At 64.5% G+C, this 25377-nt stretch carries 25 protein-coding genes and 1 pseudogene; 12 read left to right on the top strand and 14 right to left on the bottom strand.

The features are described 5' to 3' along the window. From AC1DYL_RS04135 to AC1DYL_RS04115, 5 genes are all read right to left on the bottom strand, one after another. Complete coding sequence (locus AC1DYL_RS04135; protein WP_477149219.1) at window positions 1–903, bottom strand: ABC transporter permease; 903 nt, start codon at window positions 901–903, stop codon at window positions 1–3. Beyond that, window positions 900–1832, bottom strand: coding sequence for an ABC transporter permease (locus AC1DYL_RS04130; protein WP_477149220.1), 933 nt, complete (start codon window positions 1830–1832; stop codon window positions 900–902). The genes AC1DYL_RS04135 and AC1DYL_RS04130 overlap by 4 nt, the downstream gene beginning before the upstream one ends. A gap of 11 nt (window positions 1833–1843) precedes the next feature. After that, window positions 1844–3610 carry an ABC transporter ATP-binding protein gene (locus AC1DYL_RS04125; protein WP_477149221.1) on the bottom strand — a complete coding sequence of 589 codons (1767 nt, stop codon included), beginning with the start codon at window positions 3608–3610 and terminating at the stop codon, window positions 1844–1846. A gap of 64 nt (window positions 3611–3674) precedes the next feature. Next, window positions 3675–5285: a peptide ABC transporter substrate-binding protein gene (locus tag AC1DYL_RS04120; RefSeq protein ID WP_477149222.1), complete on the bottom strand. Its 1611-nt coding sequence runs from the start codon at window positions 5283–5285 to the stop codon at window positions 3675–3677. 274 nt (window positions 5286–5559) lie between these two features. Next, window positions 5560–7929 (bottom strand): transketolase, encoded by a 2370-nt coding sequence (locus tag AC1DYL_RS04115; RefSeq protein ID WP_477172156.1) that lies wholly within the window; start codon window positions 7927–7929, stop codon window positions 5560–5562. Window positions 7930–8046: 117 nt separating this feature from the next. Between AC1DYL_RS04115 and AC1DYL_RS04110 the strand changes: the two genes are divergently transcribed. Then, entirely contained in the window at window positions 8047–8520 is a 474-nt protein-coding gene (locus AC1DYL_RS04110; RefSeq protein WP_477149224.1) for an Lrp/AsnC family transcriptional regulator, read from the top strand. Window positions 8521–8585: 65 nt separating this feature from the next. After that, window positions 8586–9830 (top strand): NAD(P)/FAD-dependent oxidoreductase, encoded by a 1245-nt coding sequence (locus tag AC1DYL_RS04105; RefSeq protein ID WP_477172155.1) that lies wholly within the window; start codon window positions 8586–8588, stop codon window positions 9828–9830. Here the strand turns inward: AC1DYL_RS04105 and AC1DYL_RS04100 are convergent. The 3 genes from AC1DYL_RS04100 to AC1DYL_RS04090 all read right to left on the bottom strand — a co-directional run bounded on the left by AC1DYL_RS04100 (window position 9827) and on the right by AC1DYL_RS04090 (window position 11347). Then, entirely contained in the window at window positions 9827–10297 is a 471-nt protein-coding gene (locus tag AC1DYL_RS04100) for an NUDIX hydrolase (RefSeq protein WP_477172154.1), read from the bottom strand. The two genes, AC1DYL_RS04105 and AC1DYL_RS04100, sit on opposite strands and share 4 nt — an antisense overlap. Next, complete coding sequence (locus AC1DYL_RS04095) at window positions 10294–10869, bottom strand: SOS response-associated peptidase (protein ID WP_477172153.1); 576 nt, start codon at window positions 10867–10869, stop codon at window positions 10294–10296. The genes AC1DYL_RS04100 and AC1DYL_RS04095 overlap by 4 nt, the downstream gene beginning before the upstream one ends. A 64-nt stretch (window positions 10870–10933) precedes the next feature. After that, on the bottom strand, window positions 10934–11347 hold the full coding sequence (locus tag AC1DYL_RS04090) for a hypothetical protein (protein ID WP_477172152.1): 414 nt from the start codon (window positions 11345–11347) through the stop codon (window positions 10934–10936). A gap of 169 nt (window positions 11348–11516) precedes the next feature. Here AC1DYL_RS04090 and AC1DYL_RS04085 point away from each other — a divergent pair, with 169 nt between their 5' ends. Then, on the top strand, window positions 11517–12323 hold the full coding sequence (locus tag AC1DYL_RS04085) for a metallophosphoesterase (protein ID WP_477172151.1): 807 nt from the start codon (window positions 11517–11519) through the stop codon (window positions 12321–12323). 27 nt (window positions 12324–12350) lie between these two features. After that, window positions 12351–12662: a DUF1905 domain-containing protein gene (locus AC1DYL_RS04080; protein WP_477172150.1), complete on the top strand. Its 312-nt coding sequence runs from the start codon at window positions 12351–12353 to the stop codon at window positions 12660–12662. Window positions 12663–12664: 2 nt separating this feature from the next. On the opposite strand, the gene AC1DYL_RS04075 is transcribed toward AC1DYL_RS04080, so the two are convergent. The 4 genes from AC1DYL_RS04075 to AC1DYL_RS04060 form a co-directional block, all read right to left on the bottom strand. Beyond that, on the bottom strand, window positions 12665–13372 hold the full coding sequence (locus AC1DYL_RS04075; protein WP_477172149.1) for a gamma-glutamylcyclotransferase: 708 nt from the start codon (window positions 13370–13372) through the stop codon (window positions 12665–12667). Window positions 13373–14057: 685 nt separating this feature from the next. Then, complete coding sequence (locus tag AC1DYL_RS04070; RefSeq protein ID WP_477172148.1) at window positions 14058–14474, bottom strand: hypothetical protein; 417 nt, start codon at window positions 14472–14474, stop codon at window positions 14058–14060. A 38-nt stretch (window positions 14475–14512) separates the two neighbouring features. After that, complete coding sequence (locus AC1DYL_RS04065) at window positions 14513–14959, bottom strand: hypothetical protein (protein WP_477172147.1); 447 nt, start codon at window positions 14957–14959, stop codon at window positions 14513–14515. Between the two features lie 128 nt (window positions 14960–15087). After that, entirely contained in the window at window positions 15088–15477 is a 390-nt protein-coding gene (locus AC1DYL_RS04060) for a GFA family protein (RefSeq protein WP_477172146.1), read from the bottom strand. 204 nt (window positions 15478–15681) lie between these two features. Between AC1DYL_RS04060 and AC1DYL_RS04055 the strand changes: the two genes are divergently transcribed. The 7 genes and pseudogenes from AC1DYL_RS04055 to AC1DYL_RS04025 all read left to right on the top strand — a co-directional run bounded on the left by AC1DYL_RS04055 (window position 15682) and on the right by AC1DYL_RS04025 (window position 20125). Beyond that, window positions 15682–16029 (top strand): ArsR/SmtB family transcription factor, encoded by a 348-nt coding sequence (locus AC1DYL_RS04055; protein ID WP_477172145.1) that lies wholly within the window; start codon window positions 15682–15684, stop codon window positions 16027–16029. 3 nt (window positions 16030–16032) lie between these two features. After that, window positions 16033–16494, top strand: coding sequence for an SRPBCC domain-containing protein (locus AC1DYL_RS04050; protein ID WP_477172144.1), 462 nt, complete (start codon window positions 16033–16035; stop codon window positions 16492–16494). A 104-nt stretch (window positions 16495–16598) separates the two neighbouring features. Continuing rightward, complete coding sequence (locus AC1DYL_RS04045) at window positions 16599–17390, top strand: alpha/beta fold hydrolase (RefSeq protein WP_477172143.1); 792 nt, start codon at window positions 16599–16601, stop codon at window positions 17388–17390. A gap of 504 nt (window positions 17391–17894) precedes the next feature. Then, window positions 17895–18122: a hypothetical protein gene (locus tag AC1DYL_RS04040; RefSeq protein ID WP_477172142.1), complete on the top strand. Its 228-nt coding sequence runs from the start codon at window positions 17895–17897 to the stop codon at window positions 18120–18122. A 90-nt stretch (window positions 18123–18212) separates the two neighbouring features. Then, window positions 18213–18914 carry a hypothetical protein gene (locus AC1DYL_RS04035; protein ID WP_477172141.1) on the top strand — a complete coding sequence of 234 codons (702 nt, stop codon included), beginning with the start codon at window positions 18213–18215 and terminating at the stop codon, window positions 18912–18914. A gap of 2 nt (window positions 18915–18916) precedes the next feature. Next, window positions 18917–19099: pseudogene (locus AC1DYL_RS04030) on the top strand (helix-turn-helix domain-containing protein); the annotation flags it as partial. A 99-nt stretch (window positions 19100–19198) separates the two neighbouring features. Continuing rightward, entirely contained in the window at window positions 19199–20125 is a 927-nt protein-coding gene (locus tag AC1DYL_RS04025; RefSeq protein WP_477172416.1) for an ImmA/IrrE family metallo-endopeptidase, read from the top strand. A 153-nt stretch (window positions 20126–20278) separates the two neighbouring features. Here the strand turns inward: AC1DYL_RS04025 and AC1DYL_RS04020 are convergent, their stop codons facing one another. Continuing rightward, window positions 20279–20515 (bottom strand): DUF2188 domain-containing protein, encoded by a 237-nt coding sequence (locus AC1DYL_RS04020; RefSeq protein WP_477172140.1) that lies wholly within the window; start codon window positions 20513–20515, stop codon window positions 20279–20281. A gap of 52 nt (window positions 20516–20567) precedes the next feature. Continuing rightward, window positions 20568–24266, bottom strand: coding sequence for a vitamin B12-dependent ribonucleotide reductase (locus AC1DYL_RS04015; RefSeq protein WP_477172139.1), 3699 nt, complete (start codon window positions 24264–24266; stop codon window positions 20568–20570). Between the two features lie 675 nt (window positions 24267–24941). On the opposite strand from AC1DYL_RS04015, the gene AC1DYL_RS04010 reads away from it, so the two are divergent. After that, a complete protein-coding gene (locus AC1DYL_RS04010; RefSeq protein WP_477172138.1) occupies window positions 24942–25370 on the top strand; it encodes an NADH:ubiquinone oxidoreductase subunit NDUFA12 in 429 nt (142 codons plus the stop codon). Window positions 25371–25377: the final 7 nt, after the last annotated feature.

Raw genomic sequence — 25377 nt, 5'->3', positions numbered from 1 at the left:
TCAGCGCCCTTTCAGTGTGGGATCGAGTGCATCGCGCAAGCCGTCACCGAATAGCGTCGTGGCGAGCACGGTGATGGCCAGGGCCGCCGTCGGGAAGACGGCCATGTGCCAGTAGAAGAACATGAAATTCATGCCGACGTTGATCATCTGCCCCCAGCTGGGAGTCGGCGGCGGCACGCCGATGCCAAGGAAGCTCAGGGAGGCCTCGAGCATCATGGCGAGCGGAATGGCCAGCACGAAGCCGACGATGATCGGGGAGATCGCGTTGGGGATCAGGTGTCGGCGGATGACGTACCAAGGCGACGCCCCGAGCGCCTGGGCTGCCCGGATGAACTCCTTCTCGCGCAGGGATTTCACCTGCGCCCGAACCAGCAGGCAGACGTTCACCCAGCCGAACAGAGCCGCAATGGTGATGATGGTGAGAAAGCCCCCGCCGGTGAGCGCCCCCAGCAGCATGGCGGCGAGCAGCGATGGAACCACCGAGAAGAGTTCGATGATACGCATGATCACCCAGTCGGTCCTGCCGCCGAAATAGCCGGCGAGCGCACCGAGCGGGATCCCGATGACGACGCTGAACGTGGCCGCCGCGAACCCGATGGTGAGCGAAACGCGGGCGCCGTAGACGATCCGGGTGAAGAAATCGCGGCCGAGGTCGTCGACCCCGAACCAGAACTCGGCGGACGGGAAGGCGAGGGACTGGGTGAGGAAGGCCTGAGCAGACGGATCCGTCTTGGTGAAGAGCGGCGCAAGGATCGCGGCGAGGATCAAGATGACGAGTACGATGCCGCCGGCAACCGCCGCCTTGTTGGCGAGGAACCGGCGCAGGGCGAAATAGGCGGGGCTGCGCTGCTTGGCGGTTGCCGGTACGGCTAGTTCGGCGGCGACGTCGATGTTGGTGCTCATCGCGGCTGGTTCCCGAAACGGATGCGTGGGTTAAGCCAGGCATAGGCAATGTCACTGATGAGGTAGGCGAAGCAGAAGGCGACGGTCACCATGAGCACCAATGCCATTTCAAGGGGATAGTCGCGGTTCTCAATGGAAGACACGAAGTAGGAGCCGAGACCGGGAACGCGGAACATCGCCTCGACGAAGATCGAGCCGGTGGCGGTGCCGATGAACATGGGAAGGAACACCGCCACCATCGGAATGGCCGAGTTGCGCAGAACATGCTGGAAGATCACGCGGTTCTCGCTGAGCCCCTTGGCGCGGAGCGCCGTGACGAACGGCCGGTTCAGGTTGTCGAGCATCGCGGAGCGTGTGTAGCGGGCATAGGTCGCCACCGGGATCGCGGCATAGGCGATGATGGGGAGGATCCAGCGTTCGGGTTTGCCCCAGCCGCTGGCGGGCAGCCAGTTGAACCAGACTGCGAAGACGAGGATCAGCAGCATCGAGATGACGAACACCGGAATGGTGAGGCCGAGCGTCGCTAGCGCCGAGGCGAAATAGTCGATCCAGGTGTTGCGATTGAGGGCTGCGGCCATGCCGAGGAGGATGCCAAGGGGTGCGCCGATGAGGACCCCGAGACCGCCGAGCAAAAGGCTAGGGGGCCAGGCGTCGGCGAGGAGGCTGATCACGGTTTCGCCGGGGGCTTGGTACGGGTAGCCGAAATCGAAGGTCAGCACCCCCTTCATGTAGTTGACGTACTGCACCCATAACGGCTGATCGAGGCCGAGCTTGGCCATCAACGTGTCGCGGACGGCCTTGGAAACCGGCATATCGTTGCCGTCAAAGGGGCCGCCGGGGACGGCGTGCATCATCAGGAACACGATGACCGACACCACGAAGAAGGTGAAGGCAATCGAGACGAGCCGTCGGAGGATGTAGAGGGCCATGCTCGCGCTCCCTAGTTGGTGACGATCGCTTCGACCAGGTGGCCGGGAGCGATGCTCACGAGTTGCGGGGTGCTGCCAGGGGTGGCGGCTTCGGCGAGGGAGGCTGCAGCGAGCCGTGGCACGGCGGCCTCGATGTCGGCGGCCTTGAGGAACGTGCGCTGCCGGCGGTTGCGCGGATTGGTGGCGGGAATCGCATCGAGCAGGGCGCGCGTGTATGGATGCCGCGGGTCGGCGAAGAGCGCGCCGGTAGGCGCCTGTTCGACGACGCGGCCGCGATACATGACGACGACCGTGTCGGTGAGCGAACGCACGACGCTGAGGTCGTGGCTGATGAACAGCATCGACAGGCCCATCTCGCGCTGCAGGTTCTTGAGCAGGCCGATGATCTGGGCCTTCACCGAGACATCGAGCGCGGAGGTGGGCTCATCCGCAACGAGCACAGACGGGCCGAGAACAAGAGCGCGGGCAATGGCGACGCGCTGGCGCTGCCCGCCCGACAACTCGTGCGGGTAGCGAAGCCCGAAGCTCTTATCGAGACCGACCTTCTCCAGCCACTCCAGCGCCAGGTCGTCACGTTGCCGCTGGTTCATCAGGCCATGGATGTGCAGCGGTTCGGTGATGATCTCGGTGAGGGTCATCATCGGATCGAGCGCTGAGTAGCTATCCTGGAAGACCACCTGCATGCGGCGGCGGAAGGATTTGAGAGCAGCCGTGTCGAGCGTGCTGATATCCGAGCCATCCACGAAGATGCGGCCGTTGGTCGGCTCGATCAGGCGCATCGCCATCATGCCGGTGGTGCTCTTGCCCGAGCCGGACTCGCCGACGAGGCCGACGATCTTGTTGCGCGGCAGCGTCAGACTGACTTCGCGTACCGCGTGGTGATCGGAGTAGGTCGCAAAGATCCGGCCCTGGCGGCGGAGCTTGTAGACCTTGCTGAGGTCGCGCAACTCCAGTGCGGGCGCGACTGGCGGCTCGTCGCGGGCGGCTTGCTTGGTCGACCCCGCGGTCAGGCTGGCGAGCAGTTGCTGAGTGTAGCTATGGGTGGGTGCATCGAAGATCTGCTGCACCGGGCCTTCTTCCATCACCCGGCCGCCATACATGACGACGACCCGATCGACCGTCTCGGCGATGACGCCGAGGTCATGGGTGATCATGATCAGCGCCATGCCGAACTCGGCTTGCAACTGCTTGATCAACTGGAGGATCTGCGCCTGGATGGTGACGTCGAGCGCCGTAGTCGGCTCATCGGCAATCAGCACCTTGGGCCGGCAGGACAGCGCCATCGCGATCATCGCGCGCTGCAGCATGCCGCCGGAAAGCTGGTGGGGGTAGTATGCGAGAACCTCCTTGGCGTTGAGGATCTCAACGCGGCGCAGGAGCTGCTCAGCCTCGGCGAGCGCCTCGCGCTTGCTGGTTCTGCGGTGCGTGCGGATGGTCTCGACGATCTGGTGCCCGATGGTGAACACCGGATCGAACGCCGTCATCGGGTCCTGGAAGATCATCGCGGCGGACCGCCCACGGACGCTTGCCATTGTGCGCTTGTCGGCGTCGACGACGTTGACGTCGTCGAGGATCATGCTGTCGGCGGTGACCTTGGCCGTCGGAGGCAGCAAGCGCATCAGCGCCATGCAGGTCACGGACTTTCCCGAGCCGGATTCGCCGACGATGCCGAGGCTCTCGCCCTCGTTCACGTGCAGGCTGACGCCGCGGACGGCTTCGATTGTGCCGCCATGCTGGGCGAAACTGACCTTGAGGCCCTTGATATCGACGAGTGTCATGCGCTGCCCTGGCCCTTGGGAGGGTGTCCCCCGGCGTCGGCCGGGGGACACGAGGTTGGTTCGACTACTGCTTTACCGAGATGTGCGAGTAGAGGAAGTTGCCGATACGATCGAGCGGGGTGAAGCCCTTCGAGTTGGGCGAGACGCCCGCACCCGAGATGTCCTCACTGACCGCGGCCATGATGATCGGATGCACCAGCGGCACGATCAGGCCCTGGTCGATCATCACCTGCTCGGCCTGCTCGTAGAGCGCCACGCGGTCTTCCCACTTGGGAGCCTTGTCGGCTTCAGCGACGAGCTTGTCGTATTCAGGCACGTGGTAGCTGTGGCGGCCGCCATTGTAGAACAGGCCGTAGAAGTTCGACGGATCGAGATAGTCGTACTCGTAGGGCGCCAGGTAGATGTTGTTCTTGCGCGCCAGCATGCCTTCCATCCAGTCCTTGCCCGGCATCACCTTGATATTCATGGTGATCCCGAGGATGTCCTTGAACTGGGCCTGCAGGTACTGGGCCATCGGGGGCAGGATGGCCCCGTTGTAGCCGCCTTCCTCGCGGAACCAGACCTCGATGGTCGGGAAGCCTTCGCCGTTCGGATAGCCGGCCTTGGCAAGCAGGTCCTTGGCCTTCTGCGGGTCGAACACGGCCTCAGCCGCGATCTTCTCGCTGTACCCAGGATAGCCGGGCGCGAGGATCGAATGCGCCGGGATAGCGATGTCCTTGAGTACCGTCTGGGTCAGCTCGTCACGGTTGACGGCGTAGTAGAGGGCGCGGCGGACGTCGACATTGTCGAACGGCGCCTTCTCGAGGTCGAACGCAAGGTACGAGGTCGCGAACACGGTGTTGGTACGGATCGCGTCGGGGAAGCGCTGCTTCACCACCGGGATCTGACCGGCGTTGAGCCACGTGTAGCCTACATCGCCGGCGAGGAAGGCCGGCATGCCGACTTCGGGGGCGCCGAGCGAGGGGTCGATCGTGAGTTCATCGACCTCGGCCGGCCATGGGCCGGTGTAGGTCTCGTTCTTCACGAGCGTCACCGAGTTGTTCGACTTCTCCCAGGCTTGCAGCTTGAACGGGCCGGAGGAAACGACGTTCTCGACGGCGGTGGACCAGTCATCGCCGAACTTGTCGAACTGATGCTTGGGCACCGGATACCAGAGGCTGACCACACTCGGCATGTAGGGTTTGGATGCGGTCGAGGTGATCTCGAGGGTCTTGTCGTCGACGGCCTTGAGGCCGAGGGTCTCGGGACCGGCCTTGCCTTCGGTGACTTCCTTCCAGTTCTTGATGCCGCCGGCGAAGTCCCAGTACCAGGCGAAATCATAGCCGCTCGTGGCAGCGTGCTGCAGCGCAAAGACGTAGTCGCCAGCCGTCAGCGGCTGTCCATCGCTCCAGACGAGCCCGTCACGGAGCTTGAAGGTCCAGGTGAGGCCATCGTCCGACTGGGTCCAGCTTTCGGCCGCGAGCGGGGTGAGCTGGTACTCATTGTCGAAGCTGGTGAGCGGCACCTGCAGGAGCTCGGAGCCCGATGCGCGTGCATAAACCGTCTTCATGTAGTCCATGTAGGTGCCGGTTGTAGAACCGCCTGGCACCGTGAGCTTTGTCTGGGCCAGCGCTGGTGCCGCGGTCAATCCCGCAGCGAGCGCCAGCGCGCCGACAAATTTCAGCAACGCGTTCATATAGCTCCCTCCTTGTTGCAGAGCCGATTTGACGTCCCCTGTGCCCCGGACGAAGCGGTGCATGATGGCTGCTCCGCTCGGGGGTGGCATGCGCGGCGGCCGGGTATAGACGCCTCACCCGGCAACCGGTCTTGGGCAGATCGATTTCCCCTCGAAATCTGCCGTATGACATATGTCTGACAACTCCGGATTGGCTTGGCAAGGCGAATGTCAGGGATTCGTGGACAACTCTCGCGCCCAGTGCGCGACTGCCGAAAACTTGAGCGATCTCCGGTCATCGCCGCCCTCCGAAGAGGCTCTGCGCCGCGTTGGCAATGGCCGCCGCGTCGATGCCGAAATGGCGGTAGAGATCGGTCACCGTGCCGGTCTGGCCGAAGTGCTCGACGCCCAGAGTGATGGCGCGATGCCCCCTGACGCTTCCGAGCCAGCCGAGCGTTGCCGGGTGGCCGTCGATGGCGGTGACGAGTGCCGCCGTGTCGGGCGCTTCGGCCAGGAGCGTCTCGATGTGGCAGGTGGCCGAGAGGTCGCCGTGGAGGCGGGCACGCTGCGCCGCGTGCCAGCCGGCATTGAGCCGATCGGCGGAGGTAACGGCCAACACCGCCACGTTGCGCCGGTCGCCGCCGACGGTGCCGGCCGCGGCAATCGCCTCGCTGGCGAGGACGCCCTGGTAGGCGATGATCACTTCGCAACTCGGGGTCGGCGGCACCAGCCAGTAGCCGCCGCGAATGATGTCGCTGGCCAGCTGCGGCGTGACTTCGCGGGGCGGCTGCTCGATCGAGCGGGTGGAGAGCCGCAGGTAGACCGATCCACCGGAGACGTCGCGCGGCCAGTCGGCGAGATCCGCCCGGTCGCTGCCGTCGCGCTGCATGTAATCGAAGCCCCAGTTGATGATGACGGATACCTCATCGGCAAAGGCCGGTTCGAACGAGGCCAGCCCATCCTGCGCCATGCCGATTAGCGGCGTGCCAACGGATTGGTGCGCGCCACCTTCGCCGGCCAGCGACACCCCGGAGGGGGTCGCGACCAGCAGGAACCTGGCGTCCTGGTAGCAGGCATAGTTCAGCGCATCGAGGCCGCGGGCGATGAACGGGTCGTAGAGCGTGCCCACCGGCAGAAGCCGCTCGCCGAACAGCGAATGGCTGAGGCCGGCGGCACCGAGCAGCAGGAACAGGTTCATCTCGGCGATGCCCAGCTCGATATGCTGGCCATCGGGCGTGAATTGCCACTTTTGCGCGCTCGGGATCCGCTCCTTCTGGAAGATGTCGGCCATCTCGCGGTTGGCGAACAGGTGCCGGCGGTTGACCCAGGTGCCGAGGTTGGTTGAGACCGTAACGTCGGGCGAGGTGGTGACGATGCGGCGCGCAAGTTCGCTGTCGGTCTTGGCAATCGCGTCGAGGATCTTGCCGAACGCCGTCTGCGTGGAAGTGGCGCCGAGACCGACGAACTGCGGCCCCAGCGCCGCGACGGCGGGGGAGGAAAGCCGTCGAGACTGTGTGGTGTTGAATGGAACGGCGTCGAGGAAGGCCTGCAGCTCGCGTTCGGACTGCTTGAGCCCCTCGAAGCGCTCCCACTCGTGCCCCTCGCGAACCCCCATCGAGGCCTTGAGGTTCTCGATCTGCGCACCGGTCATCTGCCCGGCGTGATTATCCTTATGACCGGCGAGCGGGGTGCCCCAGCCCTTGACTGTATAGGCGATGAACACCGTCGGCTTGTCGGTGGTCTGGGTCTCGAACTGCTCCAGTAGGCTCTCGATGCAGTGGCCGCCGAGATTGGCCATCAGGTCGGCCAGCTCGTCATCGGTCCGGCGTTCGAGCAGGGCGGTGACCGCGCCCTGGTCGCCGATCTCGTCGGTCAGCCGTTCGCGCCAGGCGGCACCACCGCGGAACATTAGCGCCGAGTAGAGTGCGTTCGGGCAGGCGTCGATCCATTCGCGCAGCCGCTCGCCGCCCGGCTCGGCAAAGGCGCGGCGCTGCTTGGCGCCGTATTTCAGCGTCACGACGTTCCACTCGAAGGCGCGGAAGATCGCCTCGATCCGGTCGTACAGCCCCTCGCGCACCACGCCGTCGAGGCTCTGACGGTTGTAGTCGATGATCCACCAGGTGTTGCGAAGGCTGTGCTTCCAGCCCTCCAGCAGGCACTCGTAGACATTGCCCTCGTCGAGCTCGGCATCGCCGACCAGCGCGATCATCCGGCCCTCGGCGCGCTTCTTCGCCCATGGCTTGGCGCGCACATAGTCCTGGATCATCGAGGCGAAGGCTGTGAAGGCGACGCCGAGGCCGACCGAGCCGGTGGAGATATCGACGTCGTCGGTGTCCTTGGTACGCGATGGATAGGACTGCGCGCCGCCATAGCCGCGGAACGCCTTGAGCTTATCGAGGCTCTGCTTGCCGAACAGGTACTGGATCGCGTGGAACACCGGCGCCGCATGCGGCTTCACCGCCACGCGGTCCTCAGGCTTGAGGATGCCGAAGTAGAGAGCGGAGAGGATCGCCGTCATCGACGCGGAGGAGGCCTGGTGGCCGCCAACCTTCACCCCGTCCGGATTGGCCCGCAGATGGTTGGCGTGGTGGATCATCCAGTTGGACAACCACAGAGCCTTGCCAGCCAGCGCCTCAATCAGGGCGATCCGCTCCGTCGACGACATATCCCCTCCCAAATGTCTGACATTAACGGTGCACTAGGCTTTGGGGTGTTTCCCGCCTATTGTGACTGCTCTGTCACCGAGTTGCGCAGGTTCTTGCACGAAATGCCGACAAGAGTGGTGAATTCTGCCAAATCCGACCTGACGGCCATCGACCGCCGTATCCTCCGCGCATTGCAGGAAGACGGACGGATGACCATCCAGGCGATCGCCGACCGGGTGGGGCTCTCCGCTTCTCCCTGTCTGCGGCGGATTCGCCAGATGGAGGATGCGGGGATCATCGCGGCTTACAGCGCCGTGATCGACCAGAAGGCGGTTGGCCTGCCGGTATCGGTGTTCATTTCGATCAAGCTGGAGCGCCAGCGCGCCGAGGAACTGGACCGCTTCGGCGAGGCGATCGCTGGTTGGCCCGAGGTGATGGAGTGCTACCTGATGACCGGCCAGTTCGATTTCCTGCTCCGCGTCGTCTGCGCCGATCTCGCCGCCTACGAGGCATTCCTGCGCGAAAAGCTGACCCAGGTCGCGGGTGTCAGCTCGATTGAATCGAGCTTCTCGCTCGGGCAGGTGAAATACTCCCGCGTACTGCCCATCTGACGCAGTTACGGCGGCCGCGAACACCGCTAAAGCTGTCCGCCAAGAGAGACTTTCCGGGTTGAGTCATGCAGGCCGATAGCATCGTTCTGGGCGCGGGTATCGTGGGCGTCAGCGTCGCGCTGCACCTGCAGATGCGGGGCAGGGCGACCGTGCTGGTCGATCGGCGTGGAGCCGGCGAGGAAACCTCCTACGGCAATGCCGGCCTGATCCAGCGCGAGGGGGTGATGCCCCACGCCTTCCCGCAGGGACTGGGCGACCTGTTCCGCTACGGGCTGAACAACCGCACGGACATGCACTACCACCTGAGCGCACTGCCGCGGATAGCGCCGTTCCTCGGCCAGTACTGGTGGCATTCCCGTTCCGTCCACTATCGTCGCGTCGTGGAGACCTACGCCCCGCTGATCGCCCATTCGATCAGCGAGCACGCCCCGCTGATCGAGCGGGCAGGGGCCGGCGACCTGATCCAGAAGAAGGGTTGGTATCAGCTCTTCCGTGACACCGCGAAGCGCGACGAGGCCTATCGCAAGGCGGAAGCCGTGCGGCGCTTCGGCATCGGCAGCGCTGTGCTCACAGGCGCCGAGATGCACCGGCTTGAGCCCGGGCTGGGCGTGCCGCTGGAAGGTGCGCTACACTGGACGGACCCGTGGAGCATCCGCGATCCGGGCGGATTGGTGGTGAAATACCGCGAACTGTTCGAGTCGCTGGGTGGCGTCATGGTCACCGGCGACGCGATGCAACTGGAGCAGCATGGCGCGGGCTGGCGTCTGCCGGTTGCCGACGGCGTGCTCGAGGCAAGGGAGGCCGTGATCGCACTCGGGCCATGGGCCGGCGACCTCACGGAACGGCTCGGCTATAACCTGCCGCTCGGGGTCAAGCGCGGCTACCACATGCACTACGGCCAGCCCGACGCGCGGCCGCTGACCAATTGGGTGTTCGACGCCAGTTACGGCTACCTGCTGACGCCGATGGTCCGCGGCATAAGGTTGACCAGCGGCGCGGAGTTCGCCCTGCGCGACGCACCGTCCACCCCGGTGCAGATCGACCGCGACGAGCCATTTGCTCGCCAGTTGTTCCCCGGTTTGGGACAGCGCATCGACGCAGAACCCTGGCGCGGTGCGCGACCGGCGACGCCTGACATGATGCCGATCATCGGGCCGGCGCCGCGCCATCGCGGCCTTTGGTTCGCCTTCGGGCACGCTCACCATGGCATCACGTTGGGGCCGGTGACCGGGCGACTGATCGCGGAGATGGTGACGGGCGAGGTGCCGTTCATCGATCCGAGCGCATTCTCGGCGAAGCGCTTCCTCTAGCTGGCGAGCGAGCGTTCCAGTGCATCGATGATCGGCCGCTGCCCTTTGTGCAGGCGATGACGTGCTGGCTCGAGCCCCATCCATTCGGCCCGGTCGACTTCAGGGAAACTCGGCCGCCGGCCCGAATGCGGAGGCCATTCCATCTCGAAGCTGTTGGAAACCAGCGTGCTCGGGTCGAAATCGGCCTCGAGGGCAAAGGCGATGACCAGCTTGCCGCTGGACTGACGGAACTCGCCGAGCGGCACGAGCGGACCATCGGGTACACTGCCGACCTCCTCGGCAAACTCACGGCGAGCCGCAGTGATGACGTCTTCGCCGGGATCGCAGACGCCCTTGGGGATCGACCAGGCGGCTTCGTCCTTGTTGGCCCAGAACGGACCGCCGGGGTGAACCAGCAGGACCTCGCGGCCGCCGGTGCCGGGACGATGCAGCAGGATGCCCGCTGAGCGTTCCGGTGGCCGGGTCACGGCCGCACCGTCACCACCTCGAGCGTGCCGGCGGGAAGCGGCTTCAGCAGCTCCTCCTCGGGCTTGGTGAGGAACAGCCAGTGCGCCCAGTCCTCGGGCAGGATAGCGCAGACCTGGCGATCGTGGATCGGGGCGATATCCGGACCGGGCTCTGTGGTGAGCATGGTGAAGCTCAGCGCGCCATCGCTGTCTTCCGACCACAGGCCGGCGATCCCCATGACCGGCGAACCCTTCAGGCTGAACCGGTGCTTGGTCTTGGGGGATTTGCTGCCGGTGAATTCGAAGAAGCCCGACAGGATAATGAGGCAGCGCTTCGACTTGTCGAAATGCCGCCCGTCGGACTTGAAGTTGAACACCGGCGCCGCCTTGGGTCGCGGTGGCGGCCAACCGAAGCGCATCGAGACGATCTCGACGCCATTGCCGGCAGCGCGGAGCACCGGCCCCATATCGCCGATGCGGATGTCATCAGCCTGCGGCAGCTCGGCGGCCGGGCCTGCGGTGTCGAGCTCGAGGGCCCGAACCGCTTCGAGATACTGGGCGTGGCTGACGTGCTGTTCGTAGTCGTTGCACATCCGCCGAGCTTAGCGTGGAAATTGCCGACTGGTCGAACTTTTCGAGCAGGGCCGGGCGGTTAGGTCAGGCGCTCGTATACTCGAAGTGCTCGAGATAGAGCGCAAATGCAGTGACACCTCCGACCTCGGTCTCGATGGCCCAGGCATTGTAATGCTCGCCGTTGCGGATCATGACGCCGACCGGCACGACGTCGACGACCATTGCGGTAGGGGCGATGGCCATGCAGAGCGGCTCGTCGCGGTCGTTCGTGGTGAGGAAATAGTTGGCGTAGATGTCGTCGGGCGCATCGGCCGTGGCGATGGCCCAAACTTCGTCGAGCGTGTCGCAGAAGATTGTGCCGCGGAACACTGGGTCGCGGAACGTATGGGTGGTGCCGGCGAGGGGCGGCGCAGCCATGATGGCGGTTGGAGCCGTGATGCCGGCGAGCAGCACCAGCGCTGAGAGGAGGGGTACCCGACGGCGGTGCGTCCAAGCCATTCGCGTGGTCTCCTACGAGCCAGCGCGCTGCGGCGGACTCAATTGTGTGACGCTGCAATGACAGTATGACTGCAGTTCGGTGACAATGAACAGGGTTTTCGGCGACTTCCGTTACTGCGGAACTGTCACGGCTCGGTCATCGGGGCTCGCTAGGAGGCGCCAACCGAAAATGGGGGCCTCCGCCGTGACACTGAAGATCATCGTGATGAGCGACTTGCACCTGGTACCAGAGGGGGAACTGTCGATGACACTCGACACCGCCGGGCGGCTGGAGATTGCCGTCGACGCCATCAACGCTCGCTATGCCGATGCCGATTTCTGCGTGCTGGCCGGCGATCTCGCCGATCTCGGCCAAGCAGAGGCCTATCGCCGGTTGCAGGCGATCCTCTCGAAGCTGACGGTCCCCGTCCACATCACCCTGGGCAACCATGACGACCGGCCGACCTTCCTTGCGGTGTTCGGGGATGAGTATGCCGGCGAGACCGGTCACGTGGACAAGGTCATCGACGTCAAGGGCTACCGGGTGATCCTCCTCGATTCGTCCGAGCCGGGGCGGGTGGATGGGGTGCTCGAGCCCGGCCAGATCAACTGGCTCCGTCGCAACCTGGCGGAGGCCGTCGAGCGGCCAGTGATCGTCATCCTCCACCACAACGCCAATGCGCTGCATATCAACTCCGACACCATCCGCATCCTCGAGGACGGTCCGTTCCTCGACGCGCTGCAGACCCATCCCGACATCCGCCAGGTGATCGCCGGGCACGTCCACGTCACCTCGACCGCTACCTATCGCGGTATCCCCTTCACCACGCTGGCCGGTGGCCACTATTCGGTGAGCTTCAACGTCGACCAGCCGCAGGTGCCGTTCCGTCGCCTGACAGGGCCGGGGCAGATGGCCGTGGTGCTGGGCACTGAGGACCGCACCACGGTGCTGTTCGAGGATTTCGTGGATGGCAATGCCGAGATATTGCTAGGCTAGCGGCCCTCACGAGGGAGCATCGCAAGCGTGGTCGAGTGGCAGTTCAAGGCACCGGTGATCTACTGGCGGGGCCCGGCGCCGTTCTTTTACGCGCGGATCCCGCCCGATATCGCCGCCGAGATCGGCAAGATCAAGAAGGCTGCCAGCTATGGCTGGGGCGTGATCCCGGTGCGGGCGACGATCGTCGGCGTTGAGTTCGAGACCTCGCTGTTCCCCAAGGATGACACCTATCTGCTGCCGCTGAAGGCGGCGGTGCGGCAGCGGATCGGCGTCACCGTGGATGACGAGGTCGCGGTCGAGATGACCATCGGCGGCACTATCCGCGAACCCGACCTCTAGCCTCACGCCGCGAGGGGCAGCGTGAGGCTCCGGATCTCCTCGGCCACCAGCGCCTGCAGCGCCCACAGGTTCCGGTCGCGGATGCCGTGCGCCTCGAGCCGCTCGACCGTGTTGTAGAGGTACTGCGCACCCGAGCCCCAGTGTCCCGCGGCCCGGGCGAGAGTGTGCGCCACCACCTCATGCGGCAGGCGACCGGCATAGTTGGTCCCTTGCGGCGAGGCGACGAAACCCAGCGCCACCAGCGGCCCCTCGGGAGTGACGAGCCGGACCCAGCGGGGCACGTTGGTCGGCCGTGCGCTGTCCGTCTCCCGCGCCAGGAGGCGCATCAGTTGGCCGTGCGGATCGGCATCGGGCAGCCGGTAGGCGAGGCCGGCGCAGCTGCCGCCGCGATCAAGCGCCATCATCAGCCCGGGCACCTCGCGGGTGCCGCGCCAGCGCGTCAGCCGCAGGCAGAAGCGGCGGTGCCAGCCGCGCGCCAGGGCAGGGCGCGTCTCGAGATGCTCGAGCTCGGGCTTCCAGATCAGCGAGCCATAGGCGAAGAGCCAGAGTGGGCCCGGCGGACGGGTGGCCAGCAGCCGCGTTGCGGCGTTGGCGAGATCGGCTTCGGCAGGTTCGGGCAGGCCGGGCGCGGGGCCCGAGTCGGGCTCGGTGCGCTCGACCAGCGCCACCAGCTCGGCGGTCAGTTCCATTTCGGGACGCAACGCAGACACAGGTCCATCTCCTTGCGGCGCCCCCCGCTAAGGTTGGGCGGGATATGCCGGCAGATCGGCGGGGGATCAAGTGGACTCGTGGTACGGAAATCGCCTCGGGCGGGCGACCCGGTTTCAACCTCTCTGGGCCTTCGCAAACGGCGCCGGCAGCGAGCGGCAGGACGAACAGATGCGTCCGACAGCCCATAGGGCTTCGGAGTTTCAAAAGAGCCGTTCCCCGTGGGGAACGAAGCGGGACCGGCGAGGCGTTTGCCCTGTAGCGGTAGTCCGCAGATGAAAGAGGCTCACGCCTCGCCGGCCGGCCGGGATTTTGGGCTTTGGCTCCAGCGAGCTTCGGGACCTCCCGATGCCGCATCGCCTGACCTGGCACCGCCTGCCGGTCCAGATCCGCGAGGCAAGGCCTCGGACGTTTCCAGACAGGCGGTCCCGGCTCTCGTGTGCGCGAGAACCTTGGTCATCGGCAGGTCCGTCACATGGACCTGCCCGGCGTAAGAACAGCGGCTTGGCTGTGGTTGCAGCCCGGCCGGCCGGAGTTTGGGCCTGAGACGGCACGACTGCCATCCCACCCGGTCTCCACCGCACCAACCACTCGTCATGATCTCGCTTCGGTGCAGCGGATGGGAGGGAGAATCGCATGGGTGGAGAGGTGGGGGGATAAGTTCCCGCCGGTGAGTAGCGGCGGCGCTTAGTCGTAGGCCTTCTCGTACTTTTCGAGCGCCCGGATGGCCTTGGTGATGCCGCCGGCGGCGCGGCCGCGCACGTAGGTCAGCGCCGACTTCAGGGTGAAGGCGTCGCCTGAATCGTGGGCGAGGACCAGCGCCTTGTAATAATCAACCTTGAGGCAGGTGACGCCCATGATCATGCCGTGCATGTAGAGTTGGGAAGCGTCGCGCCTGCCGATCGCGGAGGCCTCCTGGCGCTCGATGATCTCGGCGCAGATCGCCTTGATCTCGTCCTTGGTGGAGGTGGTGCTCACCTTGTAGTAGAGCGAACTCGTGGGCAGCAGCTGCGCTCCACCCTTGGCGGATACTTCGCTGATCCCGGCGCCGGTGGCGAGGGCGAGTGCGGCGAGGAGGATGGACGGGAGTGCGTTGCGTCGCATGACGATGTTCCTGTTGGCGAATGAGGTGTCGGCGGGGATCAGTTGAGCCGCTTGCTCAGAGCCTCGATGGTGGTGCGGCGCTTGGGGAGGGAGAATGGCGGCTTCTGGCGCTTTGCGAGCCCGAACACGTCGCCCGCGGCGCGCTCCACCACGACGCTCTCGAATATCCTCAGCGGCTGGCATTCCCAGCTCGCGCCGGTGTGGCCGGTGACCGGGTTGTAGCTGTTGGGCGTGTAGCCGAAGCAGATATTGCCGCTCTCGGTCTTCCAGCGGCCGGGCAGCACGACCCTGTTGCCGGGATACCAGAGCCAGGTGCCGCCCTTTTTGTCGTAGTACTCGACCTGCGTGCCGTGGCCGGGGCTGTAGGTCATGACGGTCTGGTCGGCGAGCTTTGGCGCCGCGACTGCAGCGCCGGCGCCGGCGAGGACGACGAGGGCGGCCAGGATCGATCGCACGCAGCCGGCCGCTAGTATCAGATGCTTCATATTATCCCCCAAAGGCGTGAAATGACTTAAGTGCGAAGTATCGCTAGGGGGTAAGACTTGGCCTTGCCAGTGCATCCTTCGGGTAGGGTAAATTCCGGCGGCGGAATATGGGCCGGAGCGGCGGCGGCCTAATCCTCGCTGCGCCCGCCGCCCTCGCGGTTGCGCTCGTAGCTGTGCTTGAGCGGGAAGGGTGGCAGCCAGGCTTCGCGGCGGATGGTCCAGAGCTCGTAGCTCGGCCGCACCTGGTCGGGCGCATCGAACGCCCCCGCATGCACCTCGATCTCGTCATCGCTTACCGAGAACACCGACGACCCGCAGCGGGGGCAGAAGTGCCGCCCGGCATATTCGTGCGTGATGCCTTCGATGGTCACGGCCGCCGCTGGAAAGATCGCAAACACGCCGAACAGCGACCCGGAATGCTTGCGGCAATCGAGGCAGTGGCAAATCCCGGTGCGGTACGGGTCGCCGGAGGTGGTGATGCGGATGTCGCCGCAGAGGCAGGAGGCGGTGGAAGTCATGGTCGGCTCATCCCCTCGGTGGGTGTCGCGCGGCCGTCACGCCGGTTGGGCAGCGCAACGTCGCAGCGCTGCTTTTACCCCATCCGATGAACGGCCGGGACTACCTCTTGAGCCGTGTGCATGGCGACAGCCCCTTCCTTGACACCCATTCTCGTCCGCTGTAACTAACCAATCAGTTAGCTAACCGATCAGTTAGGAACGGATGTGCCGCCCGACCAGCTCAGCCTCACCCTCTCGGCCATCGCCGACCCCACCCGCCGGGCCATCCTGATGCGGCTGATGGATGGGGAAGCATCGGTCAAGGAGCTCGCGGCGCCGTTCGAGATGAGCATCCCGGCGATCTGCAAGCACCTGAAGGTGCTCGAGGGAGCGGGGCTGATCAGCCGCGGGCGCAACGCCCAGCTCCGGCCCTGCCGCCTCGAGGCGCAGCCGTTGCGTGAGGCGGTCGGCTGGATCGAGGAGTTTTCCAAGCACTGGGATACCAGCCTCAACCGGCTCGACGGGCTGCTCGAGCGGCTGCAATCGGCCGATCCGACGGCCAGGAAGAACTGAGCCATGGACCCGCTGGAGAAGCGCGAGCTCGTCATCACCCGCCGCCTCAGGGCGCCTCGTGCGCTTGTGTGGCGCACGTTCGAGGACCCGTACCTGCTGGCGCAGTGGTGGGGGCCGGAGAACTTTACCTCCACCATCAGCAAGCTCGAATTCCGCGCCGGGGGCGAGTGGCACGTCATTATGCACCGGCCCGACGGTGGGGAGCATCCGGTGCGCTACCAGTTCGTCGAGATCGTTGCGCCGGAGCGGATCGTCTACCGGCCGTTTCGCCCGCCCGGGGTGGTCGGCGGGCCGCCGGGCTACCTCGCGACGCTGACATTCGAGGCGCTTGGCGACGAGACAGTTTTCACCATGCGGGCCGAGTTCGAGAGCGCCGCGGAGCTTGCGGTGGCGAGCACGGGCGGTTTTGCCGAGGGGACGAGGCAGGCCTACGACAAGCTCGAGCGGCTGCTCGCGTCACGCTGATTTCGGGGGACGATCATGCTGAGACGAAGCTTCGTGACCCTCGCCTTTGCCGCTGCGGCCCTTGTCGCGGCCCCGCCATTGCCCAAACCGCAGGAGACGACCCGATGAGCACACCCTCGAGCAGCGGAAAAGTCCCGGTCGGCGGCGCCGAGATCTATTACGAGATCCACGGCGACGGCCCGCCGCTGGTGCTGCTGCATGGCGGCGTCGACCCGTCCCAGACGTTTGGCGCGCCGCTCGACGCCATGGCGAAGACGCACAAGGTGATCGCCATCCACATGCGCGGCCACGGTTTCAGCACCGACACCGATGCCCCCTGGTCGGCCGAGCTGATGGCGGATGACGTCGCTGCAGTGCTCGGGCAGCTCGGCATCGGCAAGGCGCGCTTCATGGGCTATTCGCTCGGCGCCGGCGTGGCGCTGCAGGTGGCGTTCCGGCACCCGGAGCTGGTCGAGAAGCTGGTGTCGGTCGGCGTGGATTACCGCACCGACGACGACTATCCCGAAGTCCGCGAGGCCTTCCGGCAATTGCCTGTTCATGCGGCGGAGTACGGGAAGCAGCTCGCGAGTTCCCCCCTCGGAGAGCTCTATCCCGACGTCGACTGGGAGCGGGTGTTTCGCAAGTCCGGTGAAATGAACGAGCCCGAGTACGACTGGACCGAGGGGGTCAAGGCGATCACCGCCCCGACGCTGCTGGTGTTTGCCGACGCGGATTCGATCCGGCCCGAGCACATGGTCGCGTTCTGGAAGCTGCTCGGTGGCGGCCAGCGCGACGCCGGCTTCGACGGCTCGCAGCGACCCAAGGGGCAGCTCGCGATCATTCCGGGCACGACGCACTACGACCTGATCGCGTCGCCGATGCTCACGGAGGTGGCGACGGCGTTTCTCACGCAGTGAAGGCCGCCCGTGCGCGTCGACTTGTAGCGTCACGGCGGGGGCAAGCCGTGCCAAGGCGTCCGGCGGCCATCCGGCCCCGGAGTTTGTCAAAGAGCCTTCCCCCTGGTGGGGGAAGATGAAGCGGGGCCGGCGAGGCGTTTGCCCCGACGCGGGTAGTCCGCAAATGAATGAGGCTCACGCCTCGCCGGCCGATCGGGGTTTTGGGCGTATGGCACGAGGGCTCGGGCGCATCCCGTGCCGCATCGCGAGGAACGTGCCGGCTGACGGACGGGCCGGAATCCACCGAACCGTCCCGCCTCTGCAGCTGCCTCATGCTTGGCAGCCCTGCTCCTTGAACCATCCAGCATTCGGACGGCTCCCGCGTGCTAGCGGCGTCCCCGGCGAACCGGATCCTGCCGTCGTGCTTTCGGCCTGATGGCGAACGACTCCACCACCACCCAACCTCCACTGCACCAACCACTCGTCATGATCTCGCTTCGGTGCAGCGGACGAGGGGAGAATCGCATGAGGTTGGGGTGGGGGGATAAGTTTTCAGTAGCCGACGCAGACTCGATCCGCCCCGAACACATGGTCGAGTTCTGGAAGCTGCTCGGCGACGGGCAGGGCGAAGCCGGCTTCGACGGCTTGCAGCGCCCAGCCAGCCACCTCGCCATTGTCCCCAACACTACGCACTACAACCTGATCCAGTCGCCGATGTTCACGGAGGTCGCGACGGCGTTTCTGATGCAGTGACCTCCAAATCCGTGGAAAGTGGACAGACTTGCGTATGCAACGTTTTGAGGTCATATTCCCGACGTTCGCAACATCTTGGAAGCGATGTACATGGACGAAACTGAACTCCCGGACTATATGGCAGCGGTACAGCGGGACGTGCCACGTGCGCTTTTTGTGGACGTGCAGGCTCTCTTTCCGCTTGCTGCAGCGCAGGCAAAGCTCGCGACCACCACCTCTCATACCCTCTTGGAAGGTGGTATTCCCTTGGGTGTCCGCCGGGGAAATCGGCTGAGTGGGCTTATTCGATTCGGAGTTACTGACGAGGCCTTCGAACTGTTGGTGGCGAAGCACGGTGGCGACCCGGTAAACCAGGTACAGGTCTCCTATCCGGATGGACCTAAGAACCTGCCTGTCTTCCTGACAACTGCTCGGTTTGGTCAAACGCTGGTGGGCTTTGCCTCGCATTGGGAAAAGGGCGACGTACCCACGAAGAACGCGTCTAGACTAGCGCTTAGCGCCCAAAACATAGGACTCGGGGCGGACATTTTCCGTCCTAAGGAGCTCTATGTCGATCGTATGCGTTTCGTCGTCGTTCTCGTCCGACGGGACCCATTCGATGTTGGAAAAATTGCCGGCATCACGGTCGCAATGACCGACCCCCAGATGACCCAACTGATTATGCAACGTGATATCAACGAGTTCCTTGCATCGTACGGCAGCGAGCCGGAGAAGAGGGCCCGGTTCCGTATGAAGGGGACGACCCGTAAGTTCCGTGGGGACGATGAGTCGGCTGACAAACAAGCAGGATAGTAATGCCGCAAGGTGTGAGCAGGTTTGTAGGAGCTAGGTTGACGGAGGCTCGCTTGGCGCGAGGCATCACGTCCAGCCGTGGGCTAGCGGACCTGTTGGGGAAGGCTCCAAGTACCGTAACACGGTGGGAAGACGGTGAAGTTGCACCTGAACCTGCCGCTCTTGGGCAACTCGCCAGAACGCTCCTTCTTCCGGAGCACTATTTCTTGGAGCCAGGCCGAAGCAACGGCATTGCCCCGATGTTCTTTCGGTCGTTTGCGTCTGCTGAGAAGGCCACGCGTGCCATGCAGCGTGCCAGGCTGCTGTGGTTGACCGACGTGACTGCTGTTGCGGACCACTATGTCACACTCCCGGCCGTCGACCTGCCAGACTTACTCGGCGGGCGCAGCTACCGCGATCTACGTCAGCAGGATCTAGAGCAGATGGCGGGGGCAACGCGTGCCCACTGGGGGCTGGCCCGGCGGCCAATAGACAACATCGTGAACCTGCTCGAACGCGTCGGCGTGATAGTTGCCGCAGAGCACATGGATACTGATCGGTTGGACGCCCTGAGCTTCTGGGGCCCGGACGGAAGGCCCTATGTGCTTCTGGCCAACGACAAGCAATCCTATGCCCGCCGACAGCACGACGCCGCACATGAACTGGCGCATCTGCTTCTTCATCGTGGCTTGAGCAATGGAGAGGTCGAGGCCAACCTGAAGCGCATCGAGGAGCAGGCTGACCAGTTCGCGGCAGCCTTCTTGTTGCCCTCGGATCAGTATCCAGTCGAAGTGCAGGCGCTCGACCTGTACGAGTTCGAGAGGCTGAAGGTTCGCTGGAAGTCCTCTATCAAGGCCCAGATATATCGGCTTCGGACTCTAAGTGTACTGTCGGACACCATGGCCACGTCGCTGTTCAAACGATACAGCGCAAAGGGTTACTCCAAGGGCGAGCCATACGACGATGGAGCATGGCCATTGCAGGCCCCGAGCCTGCTGGCGGACGTATTTCGAGCCGTTGTTAGCGAGGGAGGGCTTAGCAAAGGCGAATTGCTGCTCGAGTTTTCAATCAGTGCGCATGACGTTGAGAACTTGGCCGGCCTTCCAGGGGGATGGTTCACCAGCACGGGCGAGGGCCGGGTGATCCAACTGAAACCACGAGCGTTGTCGGACATGCGAAGGCCAATCGACCGGGGGGATGACCTCGTACTGCCGTTTCCCAAAAAGCGTTGATAAGTAGGTTGTCGGGCCGCCGGGACGAAAGAAGGTCATTCGCAGGTCCAGTAGGAACGACATGACTGACGCACGGACCACATCGTCCTCGGAGCGAATACAAGAATGGCTCCCACTGGGAGCCACTCCTTTGCACATCTCATCACACAGCGGTCAGCCTTTGCTGGCTTTGGGATCCTTCGAGCGCGGATAAGTGCGCTCCTCCTGAATGGTATTATCGACCTTCCTGATCCGAACAGATCCTCCGTCCGGTCCCACCGCACTGCGAAGGTTATCGAGCGCATCCGACTTTGTGTCGAAAACACGTTTGGCGCGGTCGGAACCCTCTTTCTCAAGTCGCCACTTCTCAGAGTCGTGATCCTTGTGAAGGGTATACTTATCAAGAGCCATCTTGTTCTCCCGTCGTCAGGTTGTCTGCTGGTGCTCCAGGCTTGCGGTCAACTCAGCTACACCCAGTCGTCGTCCCGCAGTCCTCGCAAACCATGCAATGCCCCGACACCTTCATCCGCATCGAGTTGCAGTTGCTGCACTGGTCGCCCGTGTAGCCCTGCATGAGCGCCTGGGCGCGGAGTTGGCCGGCGTCCTGGTGCGCCGGGGGTGACGGGATGGGGTTGAGTTCGGCTTCGTTGAGCACCGTCGGGCTGGTTTCGATCTTGAGGGCCGTGGCGGCTTTGAGGGCGGTGACCGTGCTCGTCTGCATCGACTGCACCGGGTTGAAGCTGGCGGCGGTGAGGCCGCCCGGCACCAGCATCAGGTTCTGGTCCTTGACCTTGCCGCGGGTCATGCCGCGGGAGACGAGGTTCTGCGCCGGAACCGGGGCAGGGGCCTGGCGGACGCCTTCGTCGGTCTTGGACAGCGCGGTCGGGCTGTCGGCGTGGACATGGGCCAGATCGTCGCGATCGAGATAGCTGACGGCGAGCTCGCGGAAGATGTAGTCGAGGATCGAGGTCGCGTTCTTGATCTTGTCGTTGCCCATGACCATGCCCGCCGGCTCGAACCGGGTGAAGGTGAAGGCCTCGACATACTCATCGAGCGGCACGCCATACTGGAGGCCCAGCGAGATCGAGATGGCGAAGTTGTTCATCATGGCGCGGAAGGCGGCGCCTTCCTTGTGCATGTCGATGAAGATTTCGCCGAGGCGCCCGTCGTCGAACTCGCCGGTGCGCAGGTACACCTTGTGGCCGCCGACATTGGCCTTCTGGGTATAGCCCTTGCGACGGTTCGGCAGCTTTTCGCGTTCGCGCGAGATGCGCTCGACGATCCGCTCGACGATCTTTTCGGAGATCTGCGGCACGCGCGCCATCTGGTTGGCGGCGAGCAAGGTCTCGGCAGCGTCATCCTCGTCCTCTTCCTCATCGGCGAGGAGGGAGGAATTGAGGGGCTGGCTGAGCTTCGAACCATCGCGATAGAGCGCGTTGGCCTTCAGCGCCAGGCGCCAGCTGAGCGTATAGGCTTCCTTGGCGTCGGCGACCGTGGCGTCGTTCGGCATGTTGATGGTCTTCGAGATCGCGCCCGAGATGAACGGCTGCGCCGCGGCCATCATCAGGATGTGGCTCTCGACCGAAAGGAAGCGCTTGCCGGTCTTGCCGCAGGGGTTGGCGCAATCGAACACCGGCAGGTGCTCGTCCTTGAGGAACGGCGCGCCTTCGAGCGTCATCGACCCGCAGACATGGATGTTGGCGGCCTCGATGTCCTTCTTCGAAAAGCCGAGGAAGGCGAGGAGATCGAAGCTCATGTCCGAGAGCTGCGCGTCGGTGACGCCGAGACTCCTCAGGAAGTCGGCGCCCAGCGTCCACTGGTTGAAGATGAACTTGATGTCGAAGGCCGACTTGGTGGCGGCGTTGAGCGCGGCGATCTTCTCGTCGGTGAAGCCCTTGGCGCGCAGCGTCGAGGGGTTGATGCCCGGCGCCTGGTTCAGGTTGCCATGGCCGACCGCATAAGCCTCGATCTCGGCGATCTGGCTCTCGGAATAACCGAGGGTGCGCAGCGCCGGGGGCACCGCGTTGTTGATGATCTTGAAGTAGCCGCCGCCGGCGAGCTTCTTGAACTTCACCAGCGCGAAGTCGGGCTCGATGCCGGTGGTGTCGCAGTCCATCACGAGGCCGATGGTGCCGGTCGGGGCGATCACCGAGACCTGCGCGTTGCGGTAGCCGTGCTTCTCGCCCAGCGCGAGGGCATCGTCCCACACCGCCTTGGCGCGGGTCGAGAGCGTCGCGTCGCCGATCGAGGCGTGGTCGAGCGCCACCGGGTTGATGCTGAGGCCCTCATAGCCGTCGGTCTTGCCGTAGGCGGCGGTCCGGTGGTTGCGGATGACGCGCAGCATATGCGGGGCGTTGCGCGGATAATCCTGGAAGGCGCCGAGCTCGCCGGCCATTTCGGCCGACGTGGCATAGGAGACGCCGGTCATGACAGCGGTGATGGCGCCGGCAATGGCGCGGCCCTGCGCCGAGTCATAGGGGATGCCCGAGGTCATCAGCAGGCCGCCGATATTGGCGTAGCCGATGCCCAGCGTGCGGTAGATGTACGAGCGCTCGGCGATGGCCTTGGACGGGAACTGCGCCATCATCACCGAGACTTCGAGGACGATGGTCCAGAGGCGGGTGGTGTGCTCGAAGGCCGCGACGTCGAAGCTGCTATCGGCGTTGCGGTAGGGCAGGAGGTTGATCGAGGCGAGGTTACAGGCGGTGTCGTCGAGGAACATGTACTCCGAGCAGGGGTTCGACGCGACGATCTCGCCGGCTGCCGGGCTCGTGTGCCACTCGTTGATGGTGGTGTGGAAATGGATGCCCGGATCGGCCGAGGCCCAGGCGGCATAACCGATCTGCTCCCACAGGTCGCGCGCCTTGACGGTCTTGGTGACCTTGCCGGCCTTGGTGCGGCTCAGGAGGTTCCAGTCGCCGTCGGTTTCCACGGCCTTGAGGAAATCGTCGGTGACGCGGACGGAATTGTTCGAGTTCTGGCCCGAGACGGTGAGGTAGGCTTCGGAGTCCCAGTCGGTGTCGTAGACCGGGAAATCGATGTCGGTGTAGCCCTGCCGCGCGAACTGGATGACGCGCTGGATGTAGTTCTCGGGCACCAGCGCCTTTTTCGCGGCGCGAACCTCGCGCTTGAGCGCCGGATTCTTGTTCACGTCGAAGCAGTCGTCGCCGGAACCTTCGCAGTTCACGGCGGCCTTCATGATGGCCTTGAGCGACTTCGAGACAACCTTGGAGCCGGTGACGAGAGCGGCAACCTTCTGCTCCTCCTTCACCTTCCAGTTGATGTAGTCCTCGATATCGGGGTGGTCGATGTCGATCACCACCATCTTGGCGGCGCGGCGGGTGGTGCCGCCCGACTTGATGGCGCCCGCCGCGCGGTCGCCGATCTTGAGGAAGCTCATCAGGCCCGACGACTTGCCGCCGCCCGACAGCTTCTCGCCTTCGCCCCGGAGCTTGGAGAAATTCGAGCCGGTGCCCGAGCCATACTTGAACAGCCGCGCCTCGCGCACCCACAGGTCCATGATGCCGCCCTCGTTGACGAGGTCGTCGCTGACGGACTGGATGAAGCAGGCATGCGGCTGCGGATGCTCGTAGGCGGACTTGGACGAGGTCAGCTTGCCGGTGAAGGGGTCGACATAGAAGTGGCCCTGGCCGGGGCCGTCGATGCCATAGGCCCAGTGCAGGCCCGTGTTGAACCACTGCGGGGAATTGGGGGCAACCCGCTGCGTGGCCAGCATGAAGCAGAGCTCGTCGAAGAAGGCGCGCGCATCTTCCTCGGTGGCAAAATACTTGCCCTTCCAGCCCCAGTAGGTCCACGTGCCGGCGAGACGATCGAAGACCTGGCGGCTGTCGATTTCCGAACCGTAGCGCTCAGCCTCGGGGAGCTTGGCGAGCGCTTTCTCGTCGGGGACCGAACGCCACAGCCATGAGGGAACGTCGTTCTCCTCGACCTTCTTCAGGATCTTGGCGACACCGGCCTTGCGGAAATACTTCTGCGCGATGATGTCCGCCGCGACCTGCGACCAGGTACCGGGGACCTGCATGTCCTCGAGCCTGAACACGACCGAGCCGTCGGGGTTCTTGATCTCGCTCGTGGTCGAGCGGAACTGGATCCCCGCATAGGCGCTTTCGTTGGCTTTCGTGTACCGGCGTTCGATGCGCATCTCTATATATTCCCCAATATTGCGGACAGGAAAGCCCGCGAGCCGCCACTGACGGTCTCTGCCTCTTTGTATGACGCTGTCTAACTGGCCGCCAAAAGCGGCCTAGGAGCCCCGTTTGGGACCTTCAGCGAACTGCTGTCGCCGCGTGGTCCCGGTCGTCCGTCGTGCCGTCTGAACAAGCCCGACGCAACCTCAAAAGGATGGGCCTTTCTGTTCGAGTCGGTCAATGCCGAGGCATGATCACAACATACAACTGGTAGTGGCATTGCCCGTATCCGACGGCTAAATCCAGTATCTCATATGTGGATTGCGGGGAAAAGTTCCAAGCTCGATTCGACGGAATCGATGGTCAATTTTCCGTACCGCGACCTCCCGGATCGCTGACGAAACCGGCCCTAAACCACGGCAAACCCGCCACTCTTTGGCCATCTTTGAGCATCGCGCGAAGGTGAGGAGGTGGCGCTAAGCGAGGGGCGGTTTTTGATGCGAAACCTGTCAAGTGCATTATTTCCTTCACAAATGCCCGACCATACACAGCGCCTCCTGGTCGGTCGGCACACCATAGGTAGAGGGCACGCCGGCCTCGCCTTACCCCTAGGCGTGTGCCCCCCGGCATGTTAGAGCCATCGGCGGAAACGGCGGACGATTTGGTCCGCCCACAACGGGTTAGACGGTATGGAACGCGGCGGCTGGAAGGACTTCCTGATCGAGATCTTCGCCTGGTGGCGGGGCAACACCTGGGGCACGCGCCTCTGGACGGCCTTGCACGGCGAGTATGTCGGCGCCGACGAAGCGGGCAACCGCTACTACCGCTCGAAGAAGGGCGCCAAGCCCGGCCCGAACGGCTATGAGCGCCGCATGGTGGTCTATGCCGGCGGCTATGCCGAACCGACCACCATTCCGCCCGGCTGGTATGGCTGGATGCACTATCGCACCAACACTCCGCCCACCGAGCAGGAATATGCCCCGCGCACCTGGCAGCAGCCGCACCAGCCAAACCTCACCGGAACGGCACTGGCTTACCGCCCGGATGGCAGCCTCCTCAGCAAGGGCGAGCGTCCGCGCGTCACGGGCGACTATGACGCCTGGTCGCCCGACGCCTGAGCTGACC

This window comes from Devosia sp. P1_H9, assembly GCF_056405135.1.
The sequence above is the reverse complement of the archived record's forward strand: the minus strand, read 5'-3'. Positions and strand labels throughout refer to the sequence as shown.

Excerpts from the sequence above, each read along its gene's own strand:
- AC1DYL_RS04130 (WP_477149220.1), bottom strand. The coding sequence starts at position 1,832 with ATGGCCCTCTACATCCTCCGACGGCTCGTCTCGATTGCCTTCACCTTC.
- AC1DYL_RS04065 (WP_477172147.1), bottom strand. The coding sequence starts at position 14,959 with ATGAAGCATCTGATACTAGCGGCCGGCTGCGTGCGATCGATCCTGGCC.
- AC1DYL_RS04035 (WP_477172141.1), top strand. The coding sequence starts at position 18,213 with ATGGACGAAACTGAACTCCCGGACTATATGGCAGCGGTACAGCGGGAC.
- AC1DYL_RS04045 (WP_477172143.1), top strand. The coding sequence starts at position 16,599 with ATGAGCACACCCTCGAGCAGCGGAAAAGTCCCGGTCGGCGGCGCCGAG.
- AC1DYL_RS04010 (WP_477172138.1), top strand. The coding sequence starts at position 24,942 with ATGGAACGCGGCGGCTGGAAGGACTTCCTGATCGAGATCTTCGCCTGG.
- AC1DYL_RS04040 (WP_477172142.1), top strand. The coding sequence starts at position 17,895 with ATGAGGTTGGGGTGGGGGGATAAGTTTTCAGTAGCCGACGCAGACTCG.
- AC1DYL_RS04060 (WP_477172146.1), bottom strand. The coding sequence starts at position 15,477 with ATGACTTCCACCGCCTCCTGCCTCTGCGGCGACATCCGCATCACCACC.
- AC1DYL_RS04120 (WP_477149222.1), bottom strand. The coding sequence starts at position 5,285 with ATGAACGCGTTGCTGAAATTTGTCGGCGCGCTGGCGCTCGCTGCGGGA.
- AC1DYL_RS04070 (WP_477172148.1), bottom strand. The coding sequence starts at position 14,474 with ATGCGACGCAACGCACTCCCGTCCATCCTCCTCGCCGCACTCGCCCTC.
- AC1DYL_RS04020 (WP_477172140.1), bottom strand. The coding sequence starts at position 20,515 with ATGGCTCTTGATAAGTATACCCTTCACAAGGATCACGACTCTGAGAAG.
- AC1DYL_RS04105 (WP_477172155.1), top strand. The coding sequence starts at position 8,586 with ATGCAGGCCGATAGCATCGTTCTGGGCGCGGGTATCGTGGGCGTCAGC.
- AC1DYL_RS04025 (WP_477172416.1), top strand. The coding sequence starts at position 19,199 with ATGCAGCGTGCCAGGCTGCTGTGGTTGACCGACGTGACTGCTGTTGCG.
- AC1DYL_RS04135 (WP_477149219.1), bottom strand. The coding sequence starts at position 903 with ATGAGCACCAACATCGACGTCGCCGCCGAACTAGCCGTACCGGCAACC.
- AC1DYL_RS04125 (WP_477149221.1), bottom strand. The coding sequence starts at position 3,610 with ATGACACTCGTCGATATCAAGGGCCTCAAGGTCAGTTTCGCCCAGCAT.
- AC1DYL_RS04085 (WP_477172151.1), top strand. The coding sequence starts at position 11,517 with ATGGGGGCCTCCGCCGTGACACTGAAGATCATCGTGATGAGCGACTTG.
- AC1DYL_RS04095 (WP_477172153.1), bottom strand. The coding sequence starts at position 10,869 with ATGTGCAACGACTACGAACAGCACGTCAGCCACGCCCAGTATCTCGAA.
- AC1DYL_RS04015 (WP_477172139.1), bottom strand. The coding sequence starts at position 24,266 with ATGCGCATCGAACGCCGGTACACGAAAGCCAACGAAAGCGCCTATGCG.
- AC1DYL_RS04115 (WP_477172156.1), bottom strand. The coding sequence starts at position 7,929 with ATGTCGTCGACGGAGCGGATCGCCCTGATTGAGGCGCTGGCTGGCAAG.
- AC1DYL_RS04050 (WP_477172144.1), top strand. The coding sequence starts at position 16,033 with ATGGACCCGCTGGAGAAGCGCGAGCTCGTCATCACCCGCCGCCTCAGG.
- AC1DYL_RS04090 (WP_477172152.1), bottom strand. The coding sequence starts at position 11,347 with ATGGCTTGGACGCACCGCCGTCGGGTACCCCTCCTCTCAGCGCTGGTG.